This window comes from Streptomyces sp. MMS24-W38, from assembly GCF_059889265.1.
Window position 1 is genome coordinate 1,472,228 of sequence record NZ_JCBCPP010000001.1, and the last position, 17,867, is coordinate 1,490,094.

Genomic DNA, 17,867 nt, shown 5'->3' on the forward strand with positions numbered 1-17,867 from the left:
CGGGTCTCCTCACCGATCGGACGGTCGCCCGCCCCACACCCCCCGGGGCGCGCGACGTTCCGATCCGGACGGCCGCCCGCGCATCACGGACGGCAGGCCGTTCCACGAAGGGCCAGTGCTCACCCCCCCTTGCACTGGCCCTTCGGCCTGCCATGACACACCGCCCTTCGGCCCGCACCGGCCCCGCCTGCGAAGCTGTGCACCATGCTGCTGCTCGGACCGCCCGTTCTCCTCTTCGCGCTGATCACCTGGCAGGTCGTCGTCGACGGTCCCCTGGTGGGCCTGGACGAGCGGCTGAGCAGGGCCCTCGTCCGTCCGGACCGGGCCTCCGAGGTGCTCGCCGACCTCGGCAACGTCGAGGTGGCCGTGCCCGCCCTGGTGATCGCCCTGGGGTACACCGCGTGGCACGGGCGTGCCGCGGGTACGGACCGCTGGTGGCTGGCACCCGCCGCCGGAGGCGTGGCGATGGTCCTGGTGCCGGTGCTCGTCGTGCCCCTGAAGGCGTGGACCGACCGCCCCGGCACCCCGGCCGTACCCCCGGCGGTCGGCTACTACCCCTCCGGCCACACCGTCACCGCGGTCGTGGCGTACGGCGCGGCGGCCCTGCTCCTCCTTCCGCTGCTGCGCTCGGCAGCTGTCCGTCGCGCGCTCGTGCTGCTCTGTGCCGCCCTCGTCGCCGCCGTCTCCTTCGGTCTGGTGCGCCGGGGCTACCACTGGCCGCTGGACGTGGCGGCCGGCTGGTGCCTGGGCGCGGTCCTGCTGATCTGCCTGTCACTGCTGGTCGGCCGTCCGGTCGACGGGGACAGCCGACCGCGGTCCGCCGGAGTTCCCGGCGCCGGCCCCGGCCCCCGCTGACGGGCCTCAGTTGTCGAAGCCCAGCCCCAGGCGGTCCAGCGTGCGCAGCCACAGGTTCCGGCGTCCGTCGTGCGCGTCGGCCCGCGCCATGGACCACTGGGTGAGCGCGATACCGGTCCAGGCGAAGGGTTCCGGCGGGAACGGCAACGGCTTTTTGCGCACCATCTCCAGCTCCGTGCGCTCGGTGCGCTCCCCCGCCAGCAGGTCCAGCATCACCTCGGCGCCGAAGCGGGTGGCGCCGACGCCGAGCCCCGTGTAACCCGCCGTGTAGGCGACCCTGCCCCGGTGGGCGGTGCCGAAGAAGGCCGAGAAGCGGGAGCAGGTGTCGATCGCGCCGCCCCAGGCGTGGGTGAAGCGGACGCCCTCCAGCTGCGGGAAGCAGGTGAAGAAGTGGTCCGCGAGCTTCGCATGGGTCTGCGGGCGGTCGTCGTACTCGGCTCGCACCCGGCCGCCGTACGGGTAGACCGCGTCGTAGCCGCCCCACAGGATGCGGTTGTCGGCGGTCAGCCGGAAGTAGTGGAACCGGTTGGCGGTGTCCGCGAGCCCCTGCCGGTTCCGCCAGCCGACGGACGCCAGCCGGTCGGCGGTGAGCGGCTCGGTCATCAGGGCGTAGTCGTAGACCGGGACGGTGTACGCGCGGGCCCGTCGGACCAGGCTGGGGAAGACGTTGGTGCCGAGCGCCGCGGTCCGGGCGCGGATCTGCCCGTGGGGGGTGCGTACGGCCAGTCCGGCGCCGTACGTGCGCAGGCCGAGGGCGGGGGTGTGCTCGTACACCCGGACGCCGAGGCCGAGGCAGGCCCGTTTCAGCCCCCAGGCGAGTTTCGCCGGATGGAGCATGGCCACGCCCCGGCGGTCCCACAGGCCGGCCCGGAAGGTGGGCGAGTCGACCTGGGCGCGGACCGCGTCGGCGTCCAGGAACTCCACGCCGTCACGGAGCCCCCGGCGGTCCATCTCCTGGTACCAGTCCCGCAGTTCCCGTTCCTGGTGGGGCTCGGTGGCGAGGTCGATCTCGCCGGTGCGTTCGAAGTCGCAGTCGATGGCGTGGCGGGCGACCGTCTCCTCGATGGCGTCGAGGTTGCGGGCGCCCAGCCGCTCCAGCCGGTGGATCTCGTCGGGCCAGCGGGCCAGGCCGTTGGCCAGGCCGTGGGTGAGCGAGGCGGCGCAGAATCCGCCGTTGCGGCCCGAGGCGGCCCAGCCCACCTCCCGCCCCTCGACCAGGACGACGTCCCGGTCCGGGTCCCGCTCCTTGGCGATCAACGCCGTCCACAGTCCGCTGTAGCCGCCGCCCACGACCAGCAGGTCGCAGGTCTCGGCGCCGGTGAGGGCGGGCTCGGGCCGCGGCCTGCCGGGGTCGTCCAGCCAGTACGCGAGGGGCCGGACCTCGGCGAGGGATGCCGTCCAACGGCTCATGGTGACCTACGCCTTCTGCCGGTAGCGGCGTTTGCTGTGCTTGGTGAAGACCATGGAGACCAGCACCAGCAGCACGGCGACGACGAACATGGCCGTACCGATGACATTGATCTGCACGGGGGTTCCGCGCTGGGCGGAGCCCCAGACGAACATCGGGAAGGTGACGGTGGAGCCCGCGTTGAAGTTGGTGATGATGAAGTCGTCGAAGGAGAGCGCGAAGGCGAGCAGCGCGCCCGCCGCGATGCCGGGTGCGGCGATCGGCAGGGTGACCCGCCAGAACGTCTGGAACGGGCCGGCGTACAGGTCCTGGGCGGCCTGCTCGAGGCGCGGGTCCATGGACATCACCCGGGCCTTGACGGCGACCACGACGAAGCTGAGGCAGAACATGACGTGGGCGATCAGGATCGTCCAGAAGCCCAGCTGGGCACCCATGTTGAGGAACAGGGTCAGCAGGGACGCCGCCATCACCACCTCGGGCATCGCCATCGGCAGGAAGATCAGCGAGTTCACGGCGCCGCGGGCGCGGAACCGGTAGCGGACCAGAGCGAACCCGATCAGCGTGCCGAGCAGGGTGGCGCCGAGGGTCGCCCACAGGGCGATCTGGAGGCTGAGCGTCAGGGACCCGCACAGGCCGGCGACCCCGCACGGGTCCCGCCAGGCGTCCGTGGAGAACTCCTGCCACTGGTAGTTGAAGCGGCCCTTCGGGTTGTTGAAGGAGAACACGGTGACGACGACGTTCGGCAGCAGGAGATACGCGAGCGTCAGCAGCCCCGCGATGACGACGAGACGGCTCTTGAGCCAGTTGACGAAGGCCATTTACACCAGATCCTCCGTGCCGGACCTACGGATGTAGAACGTGACCATGACGAGGATCGCGGCCATCAGGATGAACGAGAGCGCGGCGGCCGTCGGGTAGTCGAGGACGCGCAGGAACTGCATCTGGATCACGTTGCCGACCATGCGGGTGTCGGTGGAGCCGAGCAGGTCCGCGTTGATGTAGTCGCCGGTGGCCGGGATGAAGGTCAGCAGCGTGCCGGAGACGACGCCCGGCATCGACAGCGGGAAGGTGACCCTGCGGAAGGTGGTCGAGGGCCTGGCGTACAGATCGTTCGCCGCCTCGTGCAGCCGCGGGTCGATGCGCTCCAGCGAGGTGTAGAGCGGCAGGATCATGAACGGCAGGAAGTTGTACGTCAGACCGCAGACGACGGCGAGCGGTGTGGCCAGCACCCGGTCGCCCGCCGTCCAGCCGAGCCAGGCGGTGACGTCTAGGACGTGCAGGGTGTTCAGGGCGTCGACCACCGGGCCGCCGTCGGCGAGGATCGTCTTCCAGGCGAGGGTGCGGATCAGGAAGCTGGTGAAGAACGGCGCGATCACCAGGATCATGATCAGGTTCCGCCAGCGTCCCGCGCGGAAGGCGATCAGGTACGCCAGCGGATAGCCGAGCAGCAGGCACAGCACGGTCGCGGAGGCCGCGTAGAGCACCGAGCGGACGAACTGCGGCCAGTACGTGGACAGTGCGTCCCAGTAGACGGCGAAGTTCCAGGTGACCCGGTAGCCCTCCTCCAGGGACCCCGTCTGGACGGAGGTGGAGGCCTGGTAGATCACCGGCAGCGCGAAGAAGACGACCAGCCACAGCAGGCCGGGCAGCAGGAGCAGGTACGGCGTCCAGCGGCCTCGCCTGCGCGGCGGTCTCTTCTCCTTCGTCTCCGGGGCGGGCGCCAGGGGCGGCGCCTCGGTGGCCGTGGCCATCAGGCGACCTCACCCTCGACGGGCTCGACCGTCTCGACGCCCGCGTCCGCGTCCTGCGCGGCGTCCAGGCCGAAGGTGTGCGCCGGGTTCCAGTGCAGGACGACCTCCGCGCCGGGCACCAGGCGGTCGTCGCGGTCGATGTTCTGGACGTAGACCTCGAACGCGGTGCAGACCGGGCTGTCGACGACGAACTGCGTGGAGACACCGATGAAGCTGGAGTCGGCGATCCGGCCGGTGATCCGGTTGCGGCCCTCGGGTATCTGCCCGGCGTCGTCCGCGTGGGCGAGGGAGATCTTCTCCGGGCGCACCCCCAGCAGCACCTTGCCGCCGGTCGTGGTGGGGCCGCTGTTGCGCGCCGAGGGCAGGACGAGTTTGCCGCCGCCCGCCTTCAGCACGAGGTCGTCGCCGGACCTGGAGTCGACGCCGGCCTCGATGAAGTTGGACGTGCCCAGGAAGTTGGCGACGAAGGTGGTGCGCGGGTTCTCGTACAGGTCGGTGGGCGGGCCGAGTTGCTCGACCCGGCCGGCGTTCATCACGGCGACCGTGTCGGCCATGGTCATGGCCTCCTCCTGGTCGTGCGTGACGTGTACGAAGGTGATGCCGACCTCGGTCTGGATGCGCTTGAGCTCCAGCTGCATCTGGCGGCGCAGTTTGAGGTCGAGGGCGCCGAGCGGCTCGTCGAGCAGCAGCACCCTGGGGTGGTTGATCAGGGCGCGGGCCACCGCGACGCGCTGCTGCTGGCCACCGGAGAGCTGGTGCGGCTTCTTGCGCGCCTGCTCGCCGAGCTGCACCAGCTCCAGCATCTCCTCGACCTGCTTCTTCACGCTCTTGATGCCGCGCCGGCGCAGACCGAAGGCGACGTTCTCGAAGATGTCGAGGTGCGGGAAGAGGGCATAGGACTGGAAAACGGTGTTCACCGGCCGCTTGTACGGCGGGAGCGCGGTGACGTCCTGGTCGCCGAGGTGGACGGTGCCTGCGGTGGGTTCCTCCAGGCCGGCGATCATCCGCAGGGTGGTGGTCTTACCGCAGCCGGACGCGCCGAGCAGGGCGAAGAAGGAGCCCTGGGGCACGGTCAGGTCCAGCGGGTGTACGGCGGTGAAGTTCCCGTAGGTTTTGCCGATCTGCGTCAGGCGGACGTCGCCGTTGGTCTGTGTCGTCTTCTTCATCGTCGTCACGCCCCTGTGAGCTTCGCGAACTTCGCTTCGTAGGCCGCCTCTTCCTTGTCGCTCAGGGCGCGGAAGGAGTGGGTTCGGGCCGCTACGTCCTTGGTCGGGATGATCAGCGGGTTCTCCGCCGCCGACTTGTCGATCTTGGCGAGTTCCTCCTGCGCGCCGTCGACGGGACTCACGAAGGCGACGTAGGCGGAGAGCCGGGCCGCCTGCGGCGGCTGGTAGTAGAAGTCGATCAGCCGCTCGGCGTTTGCCTTGTGGCGGGCCTTGTTGGGGATGAGCAGGTTGTCGGTGGCCGTCACGAAACCGGCGTCCGGGATGACGTACCCGATGTCGTCGCTGTCCGCCTGGAGCTGGACGATGTCACCGCCCCAGGCGACACAGGCGGCGATGTCCCCCTTGGTCAGGTCGGACGTGTAGTCGTTGCCGGTGAAGCGGCGGATCTGCCCCTTGTCGACGGCCTTCTGCAGGCGGTCGATCGCCGCGTCGTACTCGTCGTCGGTGACCTTGGCCGGGTCCTTGCCCATGTCGAGCAGGGTCATGCCGATGCTGTCGCGCATCTCGGACAGGAAGGAGACCCGGCCCTTGAGCTTGGGGTTGTCCAGCAGATCGGAGACCGACTTCACCTCGATGCCGTCGAGCGCCTTCTTGTTGTAGGCGACGACGGCCGAGACACCCTGCCAGGGGTAGGAGTAGGCGCGCCCCGGGTCCCAGTCCGGGCTGCGGAACTGCCCGGAGAGGTTGGCGAAGGCGTGCGGCAGGTTCGCCGGGTCCAGTTTCTGGACCCAGCCCAGGCGGATCATCCGCGCGGCCAGCCAGTCGGTGAGGACGATCAGGTCTCGGCCGGTGTCCTGCCCGGCGGCGAGCTGCGGTTTGATCTTGCCGAAGAACTCGGTGTTGTCGTTGACGTCCTCGGTGTACTTGACCTTGACGCCGGTCTGCCGGGTGAACGTGTCGAGCGTGGGACGCTGCTTGCCGCTCTCGTCGACATCGATGTAGACGGGCCAGTTGGAGAAGTTGACGGTCTTCTCCTCGGCCGAACGGTCCTCGGCGGAGGTGCCGCCCTGGGTCCGGCCGGCCGGGGGGATGCCGCACCCGCTCAGCGCCCCGAGACCGCCGACCGCGAGCGCGCCCCCGGTGGAGGCGTGCAGCAGGGAACGGCGGGTCAGGGCTGCCCTGCCGTTGCGGAAGCTGCGCCGCATAGCGGCCGTCTGGGCCGGGGAGAGGCGGTCGGGCTCGTACTGCTCCATGCGCGTGGTGCCCTTTCGGGTCAGTGGCCGTGGGTCGGGCGGCCCGGCTGCTGTCGGTCCCCGAAGATCGTGCGGTGCCAGTCCTTGCGGACCACCGCCGTGTTGTCGAACATGACGTGCTTGATCTGGGTGTACTCCTCGAACGAGTACGCGGACATGTCCTTGCCGAAGCCGGACGCCTTGGAGCCGCCGTGCGGCATCTCGCTGATGATCGGGATGTGGTCGTTGATCCACACACAGCCCGCCTTGATCTCGCGGGTGGCACGACCCGTCCGGTACACGTCGCGGCTCCACGCGGAGGCGGCGAGCCCGTACGGCGTGTCGTTGGCCAGGGCGATGCCCTCGCCGTCGGTGTCGAAGGGCAGGACGACGAGCACCGGCCCGAAGATCTCGGACTGCACGACCTCGCTGTCCTGCGGCGCGTCGGCGATCAGGGTGGGGCGGTAGTACGCGCCGTGCTTCAGGTCCCCCTCCGGAGCCTCACCACCGGTCACCACCCGCGCACAGGCACGTGCCCGGTCGACGAATCCGGCCACGCGGTCGCGCTGGGCGTGCGAGATCAGCGGGCCGAGGTCGGTGCCGGGAGCGAAGGGGTCGCCGAGCCGCACGGTCTCCATCAGGGCGGCCGTGCGCTCGACGAACGCCTCGTAGAGGGGCCGCTGCACATACGCGCGGGTGGCGGCCGTGCAGTCCTGGCCGGTGTTGATGAGCGCGCCCGCGACCGCTCCGTTGACGGCGGCGTCGAGGTCGGCGTCGTCGAAGACGACGAAGGGGGCCTTGCCGCCGAGTTCGAGGTGGATGCGCTTGACGGTGGCGGTGGCGATCTCGGCGACCCGCTTGCCCACGGCGGTGGAGCCGGTGAAGGAGGTCATGGCGACGTCGGGATGGCCGACGAGGTGTTCGCCCGCCTCCTTGCCGGTGCCGGTGACGATGTTGATCACGCCGTCCGGGATGCCCGCGTCGGTGGCGGCCCGCGCGAACAGGAGGGAGGTCAGCGGGGTGAGTTCGGCCGGCTTGAGAACGACGGTGTTGCCCGCGGCGATCGCCGGGAGGATCTTCCACGCGGCCATCTGGAGGGGGTAGTTCCAGGGCGCGATCGAGCCGACGACGCCGATGGGCTCGCGGCGGACGTAGGAGGTGTGGTCGCCGGAGTACTCGCCGGCGGACTGGCCCTGCAGATGACGGGCGGCGCCGGCGAAGAAGGCGATGTTGTCGATCGTCCCCGGGACGTCGAACTCACGGCTCAGCTTGAGCGGCTTGCCGCACTGCAGGGACTCGGCGCGGGCGAAGTCCTCGGCGCGCTCGGCGACGACGGCCGCGAACCGGTGCAGGGCGTCGGAGCGCTCACCGGGGGTGGCGCCGGCCCACGCCGGGAACGCCTCGCGCGCCGCGGCGACGGCCGCGTCCACGTCGTCGGTGCCGGCGAGCGCGTAGGTGTGGACCTCCTGCCCGGTGGCGGGGTCGACGACCGTGTGCGTACGGCCCGAGGTGCCCTTCGTCGAACGTCCCGCGATGAACTGCGCCCCGTCCGCGAACCGGTCCTGGGCCGGGAATCGTTCCGGGGTGGCGTTGCCCGGGTTGTGCATGTCGCTCTCCTCCGTCTCCCCGAGGGGGCGGCGTGGCTCCAGCTCGATTTGAGTGCCGATCCTGACAGAGCAACGGGACTCCAACAAGTGATTCCGTTGTTGCCTTTTGGTTACGCGACGGAATCTGTCGACCGGGCGTCGAGGGGCGGCGGAAAAGGCGGGACGAGGTGTCGGTGGTGCGTGCCAGACTCGCGCGGGCAGGGCAGGTTTCACGGGGGTGGCGATGAGCGAAACGGTGGGGACCATCGGTTCCAGGGAGACCCTGGTCGAGGCGCTGCGGGCCGGCCGACGGGTCAAGTACCTGTACTTCTGGGGGCACCGGCCGCTGCCCGACGGCCGGATCGGGGCGAGCTGTCTGAGCCAGTGGTGGCCGTCGCCGTTCACGGTGGACGGCGTGACCTACGCGACCGCCGAGCACTGGATGATGGCTGCCAAGGCCCGGCTGTTCGCGGACCCGGAGGGGGAGCGTCGGGTGCTGGCCGCGAAGCACCCGGCGCAGGCGAAGGAGGCAGGACGGCTGGTGCGGGGCTTCGACGAGGAGATGTGGCGGCGGGAGCGGTTCCGCGTCGTCGTCGAGGGCAGCGTGCACAAGTTCGCGGCCCACCCCGGCCTGCGCGCCTTCCTGTTGAACACGGGCGACCGTGTGCTGGTCGAGGCGAGCCCGGTGGACCGGGTGTGGGGTATCGGACTCGCGGCCACCGACGAGAGGGCGGCGGACCCCGAGCAGTGGCGCGGCCCGAACCTCCTGGGCTTCGCCCTGGTGCGGGCCCGCGCCCGCCTCCGGAAGGACCGGGACGGGCCGGGGCTCTGAGGTGGTGTCCGGGGTCAGTGGGAGGACGTGAACAGGACGAGCGCGCCGAAGCCGACGCTGAGGACGATGCCGACCGCACCGCAGATGAGGCCGGCCAGGGCGTGTCCCGGGTTCGTGGCCTCGCCGCGGGCCGCCTTGCCCCGGCCCAGCGCGCTGAAGATCACAGCCATGACGCCGAGCACGATGGCCAGCGGCCAGAGGCAGAAGAACACGGCCGAGATGATGCCGAGCACGAGTCCGGTGACGCCCATGCCGTTGCTCGGCATGGGCGTCATGCCGGTCCAGCCGTGGTAGCCCGGGGCGGGCGCGCCGCCATAACCGGGTGCGCCGCCGTAACCGGGCGGCTGCGGGGCCGGGTAGCCGTAACCGCTCTGCGGGCCGCCCGGGTAGCCGTACGGAACCTGGCCGGGGCCGTCGGGGGCGATGGGCGGTGGCGGGAGCGGGTCGGCGACCGGGGGCGCGAAGGGGTTGGAGGCCGCCGCGCCGGGGCCGGCGGGCGGTATCGGTGCCTGCGGGGTGGCGGGGCCGACCCAGGGCCGAGCGGGCGGCGGGGCGGGGTCGTCCATCGCGGGGAAGGACGTCATCGTCTGCTGATCGTGCACGGAGGGGGCGCCGGGGGCCGAGGGAGCGGCCGACGCATCGGTCGTACCCGCGCCGTGGGTCGGCGGGTCGAACTCCGGGAGCGCCCACGGGTCGACTGCTCCGGTGGGGTCCGGCGGGCCGGGTGCGACCTGCCCGCCCAGATCGATCTGCGTCACCGGGGGCGCCACGTCCCGCGGCGGGGCCTGGGGCGGCTGCGCCCGAGCGGCCCCGCTGTCGGCCGGCGCCGCCCACACATCGTCATGGTCGTGCGGGCTCCGGGGCGGTGTACCGCCCGCCGTGCTCCCCCGCGCCTCCGGCGCCTGCGCGTCGTCGGACATGCGCTGGACCCCCTCCGTCGAACGTCCCGCCATGTTACGGCCCCGGTACCCCGCCGGGCGCACCCGTCCTACGATGATCCCCGATCCACCGATCAGCCGATCACCCGCGTCCCGCCGCACACCGGCCGAGGACGCCGCTTGGGGGAGGAACAATGACCGACCGCCTCGTCACGGCCACCGCGACACCGGGCCATGACCCGCGTGCCTTCATCGCCGGACTGCCCAAGGCCGAACTGCACGTGCACCACGTCGGCTCCGCCTCCCCCCGCATCGTCTCGGAGCTGGCCGCCCGCCACCCCGACTCCAGGGTCCCCACCGACCCCGAGGCGCTCGCCGACTACTTCACCTTCACGGACTTCGCCCACTTCATCGACGTGTACCTGTCCGTCGTCGACCTGGTCCGCACACCCGAGGACGTCCGGCTGCTGACCTTCGAGGTGGGGCGTGAGCTGGCCCGGCAGCAGGTGCGGTACGCCGAGCTGACCATCACCCCGTTCTCGTCGACCCGCCGCGGGATCGACGCGCGTGCCTTCATGGACGCGATCGAGGACGCCCGCAAGGCGGCCGAGGCCGAGTTCGGGACGGTACTGCGCTGGTGCTTCGACATCCCCGGTGAGGCGGGTCTGGAGTCCGCCGAGGAGACGGTGCGGCTCGCCACCGACGACCGGCTGCGCCCGGAGGGCCTGGTCTCCTTCGGCCTGGGCGGGCCCGAGATCGGGGTGCCCCGGCCGCAGTTCAAGCCGTACTTCGACCGTGCCATCGCCGCGGGCCTGCGCTCGGTGCCGCACGCCGGTGAGACCACCGGCCCGGAGACGGTGTGGGACGCCCTGGGCGACCTGCGCGCCGAGCGGATCGGGCACGGCACCAGCGCCGCCCGGGACCCCGAGCTGCTCGCGCATCTCGCCGAGCGGCGCATCGCGCTGGAGGTGTGCCCCACCTCCAACATCGCCACCCGCGCGGTCGCCAGCCTCGACGAACACCCCATCAAGGAGTTCGTCCGGGCCGGTGTCCTGGTGACCGTCAACTCCGACGACCCGCCGATGTTCGGCACCGACCTCAACCACGAGTACCTGATCGCCGCGCGGCTGCTGGACCTCGACGAACGGGGCCTGGCCGAGCTGGCGAAGAACGCGGTGGAGGCGTCCTTCCTGGACCGGCCCGCCAAGGCTCGGCTGGCCGCCGAGATCGACACCTACACCACGTCCTGGCTCGCCCGCTGAGCGCCCCGGCGAACCGGCCACCCCGTGACGAACCGACCTTGCGAAGGGCTGCCATGCACGACGTGACCGCCGTGGCCCACCGCGGCGACCCCTACCGCGTCCGCGAGAACACGCTCGCCTCGCTGCGTTCCGCGCTCCAACGGGGCGCGGACGCGGTCGAGTTCGACGTGCGCCTCACCCGGGACGGCGTGCCGGTCCTGCTGCACGACGAGACGCTGAAGCGGCTCTGGGCACACGACCGCCCGCTGCGGTCGCTGTCCTGGGAGGAGGTGCGCGGCCTGACCGACGGCGGCGTGCCGACCCTGTCGGACGCGCTGTCGGCGACCGAGGGCAGCAGGGCCATGCTGGACCTGCCGGGCGCCCCGCACCCGCGGGCGGTGCGCCGGATCGTGGACGTCGTACGGGAGCACGGGGCCCGGGACCGCGTGTACTACTGCGCGGGCGCCGCCGCCATGCTCGCCGTGCGCGCGGCGGACCCGTCCGCCGAGATCGCCCTCACCCGCACGACGCTGGCCCCGCCGCGCACCGGTCTCCTGGAGGCGATCCGCCCGCGCTGGCTGAACTACCGCTTCAGCCTGGTCGACCGGGCCCTGGCCGACCGCGTCCACCGTGACGGTTACCTGCTGTCCGTGTGGACCCCGGACACCCGCCGCTCCATGCGCCGCCTGCTGGCGATGGGCGCCGACTCGATCACGACCAACCGCGTCGACGTCCTGCGCGACGTGAACGCTCGACCGTGACAGTTCCCCCGCCCCGAAAGGGGCGCGGGGAACTGCGCGCGACCAGCCACCTACGACCCGCAGCCTCCGGTCAACGGGACCCGAACGGCGCCCAGGAGCCGATTCGTCCGGCTCTCCCCAGCGGAGCGCTACGCGTCCAGCGACGTCATCACGTGCTTGATGCGCGTGTAGTCCTCGAAGCCGTACCCCGACAGGTCCTTGCCGTAGCCCGACTTCTTGAAGCCGCCGTGCGGCATCTCCGCGACCAGCGGGATGTGGGTGTTGATCCACACGCAGCCGAAGTCGAGCTTCTTGGACATGCGCATCGCGCGGGAGTGGTCCTTGGTCCACACCGAGGAGGCCAGCGCGTACTCGACGCCGTTGGCGTACTCGACGGCCTGGTCCTCGTCGGCGAAGGTCTGGACGGTGATGACCGGGCCGAAGACCTCCTTCTGGATGATCTCGTCGTCCTGCTTCAGGCCCGAGACGACGGTCGGCGCGTAGAAGAAGCCCTGTTCGCCGACGCGCTTGCCGCCGGCCTCCACGCGCGCGTGCGCGGGCAGCCGCTCGATGAAGCCCTCGACCTGCTTGAGCTGGTTGGGGTTGTTGAGCGGACCGAAGAGAACGTCCTCGTCGTCCGGCATGCCGGTCTTGGTGTCGGCCGCCGCCTTGGCGAGCGCGGAGACGAACTCGTCGTGGATCGACTCGTGGACGAGGACGCGGGTGGCGGCCGTGCAGTCCTGGCCGGCGTTGAAGAAGCCCGCGACGGAGATGTCCTCGACGGCCTTGGCGATGTCGGTGTCCTCGAAGACCACCACCGGAGCCTTGCCGCCCAGCTCCAGGTGGACGCGCTTGAGGTCCTTGGACGCGGCCTCGGCGACCTGCATGCCGGCGCGCACCGAACCGGTGATGGACGCCATCGCCGGGGTCTCGTGCTCGACCATCATGCGGCCGGTGTCGCGGTCGCCGCAGATGACGTTGAAGACGCCCTTGGGCAGGACCGAGCCGAGGATCTCGGCGAGCAGGACGGTGGAGGCCGGCGTGGTGTCGGACGGCTTCAGAACGACCGTGTTGCCCGCCGCGATCGCCGGGGCGAACTTCCACACGGCCATCATCATCGGGTAGTTCCAGGGGGCGACCTGGGCACAGACGCCGACCGGTTCACGGCGCACGATGGAGGTCAGGCCCTCCATGTACTCGCCGGCCGAGCGCCCCTCCAGCATCCGTGCCGCACCCGCGAAGAAGCGGATCTGGTCGACCATCGGCGGGATCTCCTCGGTGCGGGTCAGCCCGATGGGCTTGCCCGTGTTCTCCACCTCGGCCGCGATCAGTTCCTCGGCACGCTCCTCGAAGGCGTCCGCGACCTTCAGCAGGGCCTTCTGCCGCTCGGCCGGCGTGGTGTCGCGCCAACCGGGAAAGGCCTCGGCGGCGGCGGCCATCGCGGCGTCCACATCCGCCTGCCCGGACAGCGGCGCGGTCGCGTACGCCTCACCGGTCACGGGGTTGACCACCTCGGTGGTCCGTCCGTCGGCGGCGTCACGGAACTCACCGCCGATGTAGTTGCGCAGACGACGCAGCTCGGTACTCACTGCAGGCCCTCCTGGTGCTCCTCGTGGGTGTCCGAGGTGTCCAACCTCTGAGACACCCACCCTAGACGGACCGCTGACGTTTTCAACACCCCCACCCGCCCCACGCCTGCGAAATCCGCAAACTGAAACCCCCAGGACAACGGATTTCATCGAATGCGCCTTGCGAAACAGTCGAGACGTCGTGCACAGTGACCATGTGGCCAGTCGAAGCGCAGAACCGAGGGACTCCCGCGAGTCCAAGAACGGCGGCGGTCCCCACCTGGACGCCGTCTCCCTCGCCATCATCGAGCAGCTCCAGGAGGACGGCCGGCGGCCGTACGCCGCGATCGGCAAGGCCGTCGGTCTGTCGGAGGCGGCCGTGCGCCAGCGCGTCCAGAAACTGCTCGACCACGGCGTGATGCAGATCGTCGCCGTCACGGACCCGCTCACCGTGGGCTTCCGCCGGCAGGCGATGGTCGGTGTCAACGTCGAGGGGGACGTGGAGTCCGTCGCCGACGCGCTGAGTGCCATGGACGAGTGCGAGTACGTGGTGATGACCGCGGGCTCCTTCGACCTCATGGTCGAGATCGTCTGCGAGGACGACGACCACCTTCTGGAGGTCATCAACCGACGCATCAGGGCCGTGCCCGGTGTCCGCTCCACCGAGAGTTTCGTCTACCTCAAGCTCAAGAAGCAGACCTACATGTGGGGAACCCGATGATCGTGAGCACCGACAGCCCCAAGGATCCCAGCGACCTCAGCAGGTCCGCGTACGACCACCTGTGGATGCACTTCACCCGTATGTCCTCGTACGAGGACTCCCCCGTCCCCACCATCGTCCGCGGCGAGGGCACCCACATCTACGACGACAAGGGCAAGCGGTACCTCGACGGTCTCGCCGGCCTGTTCGTGGTCCAGGCGGGACACGGCCGCGTCGAACTCGCCGAGACCGCCTTCAAGCAGGCACAGGAACTGTCCTTCTTCCCCGTCTGGTCCTACGCCCACCCCAAGGCCGTGGAACTGGCCGAGCGGCTCGCCGACGAGGCCCCGGGCGACCTGAACAAGGTCTTCTTCACCACGGGCGGCGGTGAGGCGGTGGAGACCGCCTGGAAGCTCGCCAAGCAGTACTTCAAGCTGATCGGCAAGCCGACCAAGTACAAGGTCATCTCCCGCGCGGTGGCCTACCACGGCACCCCGCAGGGCGCCCTGTCGATCACCGGACTGCCGGGCCTCAAGGCCCCGTTCGAGCCGCTGGTGCCGGGCGCGCACAAGGTCCCGAACACCAACATCTACCGGGCTCCGCTCCACGGCGACGACCCGGAGGCGTTCGGCCGCTGGGCCGCCGACCAGATCGAGCAGCAGATCCTCTTCGAGGGCCCGGACACGGTCGCCGCGGTCTTCCTGGAACCGGTGCAGAACGCGGGCGGCTGCTTCCCGCCGCCGCCCGGCTACTTCCAGCGGGTCCGGGAGATCTGCGACCAGTACGACGTGCTCCTCGTCTCCGACGAGGTCATCTGCGCCTTCGGCCGCCTGGGCACCACGTTCGCCTGCGACAAGTTCGGCTACGTCCCGGACATGATCACCTGCGCCAAGGGCATGACCTCGGGCTACTCGCCCATCGGCGCGTGCATCGTCTCGGACCGCCTCGCCGAGCCGTTCTACCGGGGCGACAACGTCTTCCTGCACGGCTACACCTTCGGCGGCCACCCCGTCTCGGCCGCGGTGGCCGTGGCCAACCTCGACCTGTTCGCGCGCGAGGGCCTCAACCAGCACGTCCTGGACAACGAGGGCGCCTTCCGCTCGACGCTGGAGAAGCTGTACGACCTGCCGATCGTCGGCGACGTCCGCGGCAACGGCTTCTTCTACGGCATCGAGCTGGTCAAGGACAAGCACACCAAGGAGACCTTCGACGACGAGGAGACCGAGCGCGTCCTGTACGGCTTCCTGTCCAAGAAGCTGTACGAGAACGGCCTGTACTGCCGTGCCGACGACCGCGGCGACCCGGTCGTCCAACTCGCCCCGCCGCTGATCTCCGACCAGGAGACCTTCGACGAGATCGAACAGATCCTGCGCGCCACGCTGTCGGAGGCGTGGACGAAGCTGTGACTCACCGCCGTTATCCACCGCCGTGATCCACCGCTGTGATCTTCGGCTGGAATGATCAATTACGGCCCCGGTGCCGCCCGTTCGAGTGAGAAACGGCGGTCCGGGGCCGCGTGCTGTCCGGCCTCCCGCCGCGTCCTGCCTAGCGTGCCCAGTGACCGATCGGCCTTGCCTTCGTTCCCCCGCATGGGGGATTTCACAGATCTCGCACGGCATTTCTGATCCGAACCGAGGTGTACGCCATGGTGGCCCCACCGGACAACGACGTGCTCTGGACACGCGCCCTGCACTTCCGGCACAAGGACGGCTCTCCCGGGCTGAGCGGGGTCTCGCTCGGCGTCGGGGAGGGCGAGATCCTCGCCGTCGGGGGCCCGCACGGCAGCGGAAAAACGACCCTGCTGCGGTGTCTCTCCGGACTGGTGCCCGTGCGCAGCGGCGAGGTCTGGTTCAACAGCTTGCCCGTGCACACGATGACTCCCGCCGCCCGCGAGCGGCTGCGCCGGGAACGCTTCGGCTGGATCGATCCTGCACCGGTGCTCGTCCCCGAGCTGAACGTCTGGGAGAACACCGCCCTCCCCCTGATGCTGCGCGGCACCGCCCGGCGCCGGGCCAAGTCGACGGCCATGGAGTGGCTGAAGCGCCTCGACATCGGCGACAAGGCCCGCAAGCGCCCCGCGGACCTGGTGCACGCGGAGCGCCAGCGGGTCTGCATCGCCCGCGCCCTCGCCCCGGCCCCCTCGGTGCTGTTCGCCGACGAGCCGACCGCGCCGCTGCACCGCACCGACCGCCGGCACGTCCTGCGCACGCTCACCACCGCGGCCCGTTCGCACGGCATCACGGTGCTCCTCGCGACCTCCGACACGGACATCGCGGCCCTCGCCGACCGCACCGTCTCGCTGCTCGACGGGCGCCAGGTGCGCACCGTGCATCTGCCTCCGGTCTCCGAGACCGTCGAGACGGAGGGTCGGGCCACGTGCTCGCTCTTCGTCTGACACGAGGCGCCCGTCCCACCGTCCAGCTGCGCCGCCTTCTGGTCGCCGCCGCCTCCGCGGGCACGGGCTTTCTGCTCCTGTGCGCTCTCGGCCACGCGCTCGGCAACCCGGGCACGCCGTCCGCCTCACTGCTCCGGCTGGCCTGGTGCGCGGCCCCGCTGGCGGCCACGGTGTACTTCGCCGTCGCGGTGGCCCGGACCGACCCGGGGACCAGACCCCGGCCCGGGCTCTCGGCGGTCGGCCTCGGCCCCGTCCGGCTGATGGCCGTCTCCGCGACGACCACGGCTCTGGCCTGCACCCTGGGGTCGGTGGTCGCCCTGCTCGTCTTCCTCCAGCTGCGCGGCGGCCTCACCGGGATGCCCGTCGACGGGGCCGCCACCGAGTTCCTGGCCACGGGCAGGCCCCTGCCGCTCCCGGCGGCCCTGATGCTACTGGCGCTGCCGCCGGTGAGCGCGTCGGCGGCGGTGGCGGTGGCGCTGCGTCCACGCGAGCGGGCCACGGACGCGTCCCGTGCGGAGCAGGCCACGGGCGCGTCCCCTGCGGGGCGGGCCACGGGCGCGTCCCGACGGGCGTACGGACGCTTCGGTGCGTACCGGAGTACGGCGGAACGGGAGACGTTCGGGGCATACGGACGCTTCGGCAGGCATCTGGCAGCGGCGCCCCACGGCCGACGGCCGACCGCAGCCCAGCGGCAACAGGAACCGGAAGCCGTCCCGGAGGAGACGCAGGTGCGGTCGCCCGGGCCGGACGGTGCGAGCGACGGCCCCGCGCTGGCCAACGGGGAGCCGGCAGGCGTCCCGGCCAACGGGGAGCCGGCAGGCGTCCCGGCCAACGGGGAGCCGGCTGCCGTCCCGGCCGGCGCCCGCTCGGCACCTTCCGGTCTGCCCTGGGGCATCGCCGTGCTGGCCGCGGGGCTGGCCGTGGAGACCTACGTGAGCCGGACCGGTGCCGCCGCCTCCCCAGGAGACCGGCCCGGGGCCCTGGCCGGACTGGCGCTGACCGTCGTCGGCCTCACCTTGATCGGCCCCGGTCTCACCCATCTGTGCGGCCGTCTGCTGCAGTCGGTCCGCCCGGGTGCCCTGCGACTGCTGGCCGGTCGGCTCCTCATGACGGAGGCCGTCCGGATCGGCCGTCCGCTGGGTGTGGTCTGCGCCGTGCTGTCGGCCGCGTACGCCATGAGCCGGCACTACTACGCCGACGACCTGTCGGCAGGGCCGCTCACCCTGCTCGGAGTGCTGGTGGTGACGGGGTGCACCGTGGCGACCCTGCTGACGGCCGCCGTCGAGGCCAAGCACGCGCACGCCGGTACCACGGCCGCGCTGCTGCGTCTGGGCGCTCCCGCCTCGACCCCGCGCCGGGCCGCGGCCCTCAGGGCCGGCGCGCTCCTCGCCCTGTTCGGGCCGCTGACCGTGACCGTGGCGGGATTGTCGGCCCTCCCCCTGTCTCTCTGAAGGGCAGGGGCGCGTCTCTCTGAAGGGCAGGGGCGCGCCAAAAGGCTCTCCACCGGGCGATGAG

General features: G+C 71.1%; 16 protein-coding genes. 8 read left to right on the forward strand and 8 right to left on the reverse strand.

The features are described from left to right. The first annotated feature begins 204 nt into the window (after window positions 1-204). Complete coding sequence (locus AC6F7H_RS05305; protein WP_500755524.1) at window positions 205-855, forward strand: phosphatase PAP2 family protein; 651 nt, start codon at window positions 205-207, stop codon at window positions 853-855. A 6-nt stretch (window positions 856-861) separates the two neighbouring features. On the opposite strand, the gene AC6F7H_RS05310 is transcribed toward AC6F7H_RS05305, so the two are convergent. From AC6F7H_RS05310 to AC6F7H_RS05335, 6 genes are read right to left on the reverse strand one after another with little or no spacing between them, the layout of a single operon-like run. After that, complete coding sequence (locus tag AC6F7H_RS05310; RefSeq protein WP_500755525.1) at window positions 862-2,265, reverse strand: NAD(P)/FAD-dependent oxidoreductase; 1,404 nt, start codon at window positions 2,263-2,265, stop codon at window positions 862-864. Window positions 2,266-2,271: 6 nt separating this feature from the next. Then, the gene (locus AC6F7H_RS05315) at window positions 2,272-3,081 is read right to left on the reverse strand and encodes an ABC transporter permease (protein ID WP_500755526.1); all 810 of its coding nucleotides are present in this window, start codon (window positions 3,079-3,081) and stop codon (window positions 2,272-2,274) included. Continuing rightward, a complete protein-coding gene (locus AC6F7H_RS05320; RefSeq protein WP_500755528.1) occupies window positions 3,082-4,014 on the reverse strand; it encodes an ABC transporter permease in 933 nt (310 codons plus the stop codon). It lies immediately after the preceding gene. After that, window positions 4,014-5,180, reverse strand: coding sequence for an ABC transporter ATP-binding protein (locus tag AC6F7H_RS05325; RefSeq protein ID WP_500755529.1), 1,167 nt, complete (start codon window positions 5,178-5,180; stop codon window positions 4,014-4,016). The genes AC6F7H_RS05320 and AC6F7H_RS05325 overlap by 1 nt, the downstream gene beginning before the upstream one ends. 5 nt (window positions 5,181-5,185) lie before the next feature. Continuing rightward, on the reverse strand, window positions 5,186-6,433 hold the full coding sequence (locus tag AC6F7H_RS05330; RefSeq protein ID WP_500755530.1) for a polyamine ABC transporter substrate-binding protein: 1,248 nt from the start codon (window positions 6,431-6,433) through the stop codon (window positions 5,186-5,188). A gap of 20 nt (window positions 6,434-6,453) precedes the next feature. Beyond that, window positions 6,454-8,019, reverse strand: a complete 1,566-nt coding sequence (locus AC6F7H_RS05335; protein WP_500755532.1) for a gamma-aminobutyraldehyde dehydrogenase — start codon at window positions 8,017-8,019, stop codon at window positions 6,454-6,456. Between the two features lie 223 nt (window positions 8,020-8,242). On the opposite strand from AC6F7H_RS05335, the gene ybiA reads away from it, so the two are divergent. Further along, a complete protein-coding gene (ybiA, locus tag AC6F7H_RS05340; protein WP_500755533.1) occupies window positions 8,243-8,830 on the forward strand; it encodes a riboflavin biosynthesis intermediates N-glycosidase in 588 nt (195 codons plus the stop codon). Between the two features lie 14 nt (window positions 8,831-8,844). Here ybiA and AC6F7H_RS05345 read toward each other — a convergent pair whose 3' ends face one another. Further along, window positions 8,845-9,750, reverse strand: a complete 906-nt coding sequence (locus AC6F7H_RS05345) for a DUF4190 domain-containing protein (protein ID WP_500755534.1) — start codon at window positions 9,748-9,750, stop codon at window positions 8,845-8,847. 152 nt (window positions 9,751-9,902) lie between these two features. Here AC6F7H_RS05345 and AC6F7H_RS05350 point away from each other — a divergent pair, with 152 nt between their 5' ends. Both AC6F7H_RS05350 and AC6F7H_RS05355 read left to right on the forward strand, forming a co-directional pair. Continuing rightward, a complete protein-coding gene (locus tag AC6F7H_RS05350) occupies window positions 9,903-10,970 on the forward strand; it encodes an adenosine deaminase (protein WP_500755535.1) in 1,068 nt (355 codons plus the stop codon). 53 nt (window positions 10,971-11,023) lie between these two features. Further along, window positions 11,024-11,710, forward strand: coding sequence for a glycerophosphodiester phosphodiesterase (locus tag AC6F7H_RS05355; protein WP_500755536.1), 687 nt, complete (start codon window positions 11,024-11,026; stop codon window positions 11,708-11,710). Between the two features lie 128 nt (window positions 11,711-11,838). On the opposite strand, the gene AC6F7H_RS05360 is transcribed toward AC6F7H_RS05355, so the two are convergent. Next, window positions 11,839-13,278 carry a gamma-aminobutyraldehyde dehydrogenase gene (locus AC6F7H_RS05360; protein WP_500755537.1) on the reverse strand — a complete coding sequence of 480 codons (1,440 nt, stop codon included), beginning with the start codon at window positions 13,276-13,278 and terminating at the stop codon, window positions 11,839-11,841. A 181-nt stretch (window positions 13,279-13,459) separates the two neighbouring features. On the opposite strand from AC6F7H_RS05360, the gene AC6F7H_RS05365 reads away from it, so the two are divergent. The 4 genes from AC6F7H_RS05365 (at window position 13,460) to AC6F7H_RS05380 (ending at window position 17,803) form a co-directional block, all read left to right on the forward strand. Next, window positions 13,460-13,978 carry an Lrp/AsnC family transcriptional regulator gene (locus AC6F7H_RS05365; protein WP_181383412.1) on the forward strand — a complete coding sequence of 173 codons (519 nt, stop codon included), beginning with the start codon at window positions 13,460-13,462 and terminating at the stop codon, window positions 13,976-13,978. Beyond that, window positions 13,975-15,363 (forward strand): aspartate aminotransferase family protein, encoded by a 1,389-nt coding sequence (locus AC6F7H_RS05370; RefSeq protein ID WP_500755538.1) that lies wholly within the window; start codon window positions 13,975-13,977, stop codon window positions 15,361-15,363. The genes AC6F7H_RS05365 and AC6F7H_RS05370 overlap by 4 nt, the downstream gene beginning before the upstream one ends. A gap of 239 nt (window positions 15,364-15,602) precedes the next feature. Next, complete coding sequence (locus AC6F7H_RS05375) at window positions 15,603-16,352, forward strand: ABC transporter ATP-binding protein (RefSeq protein WP_500755539.1); 750 nt, start codon at window positions 15,603-15,605, stop codon at window positions 16,350-16,352. Then, entirely contained in the window at window positions 16,334-17,803 is a 1,470-nt protein-coding gene (locus tag AC6F7H_RS05380; protein WP_500755540.1) for a hypothetical protein, read from the forward strand. Before AC6F7H_RS05375 ends, AC6F7H_RS05380 begins: the two co-directional genes overlap by 19 nt. Window positions 17,804-17,867: the final 64 nt, after the last annotated feature.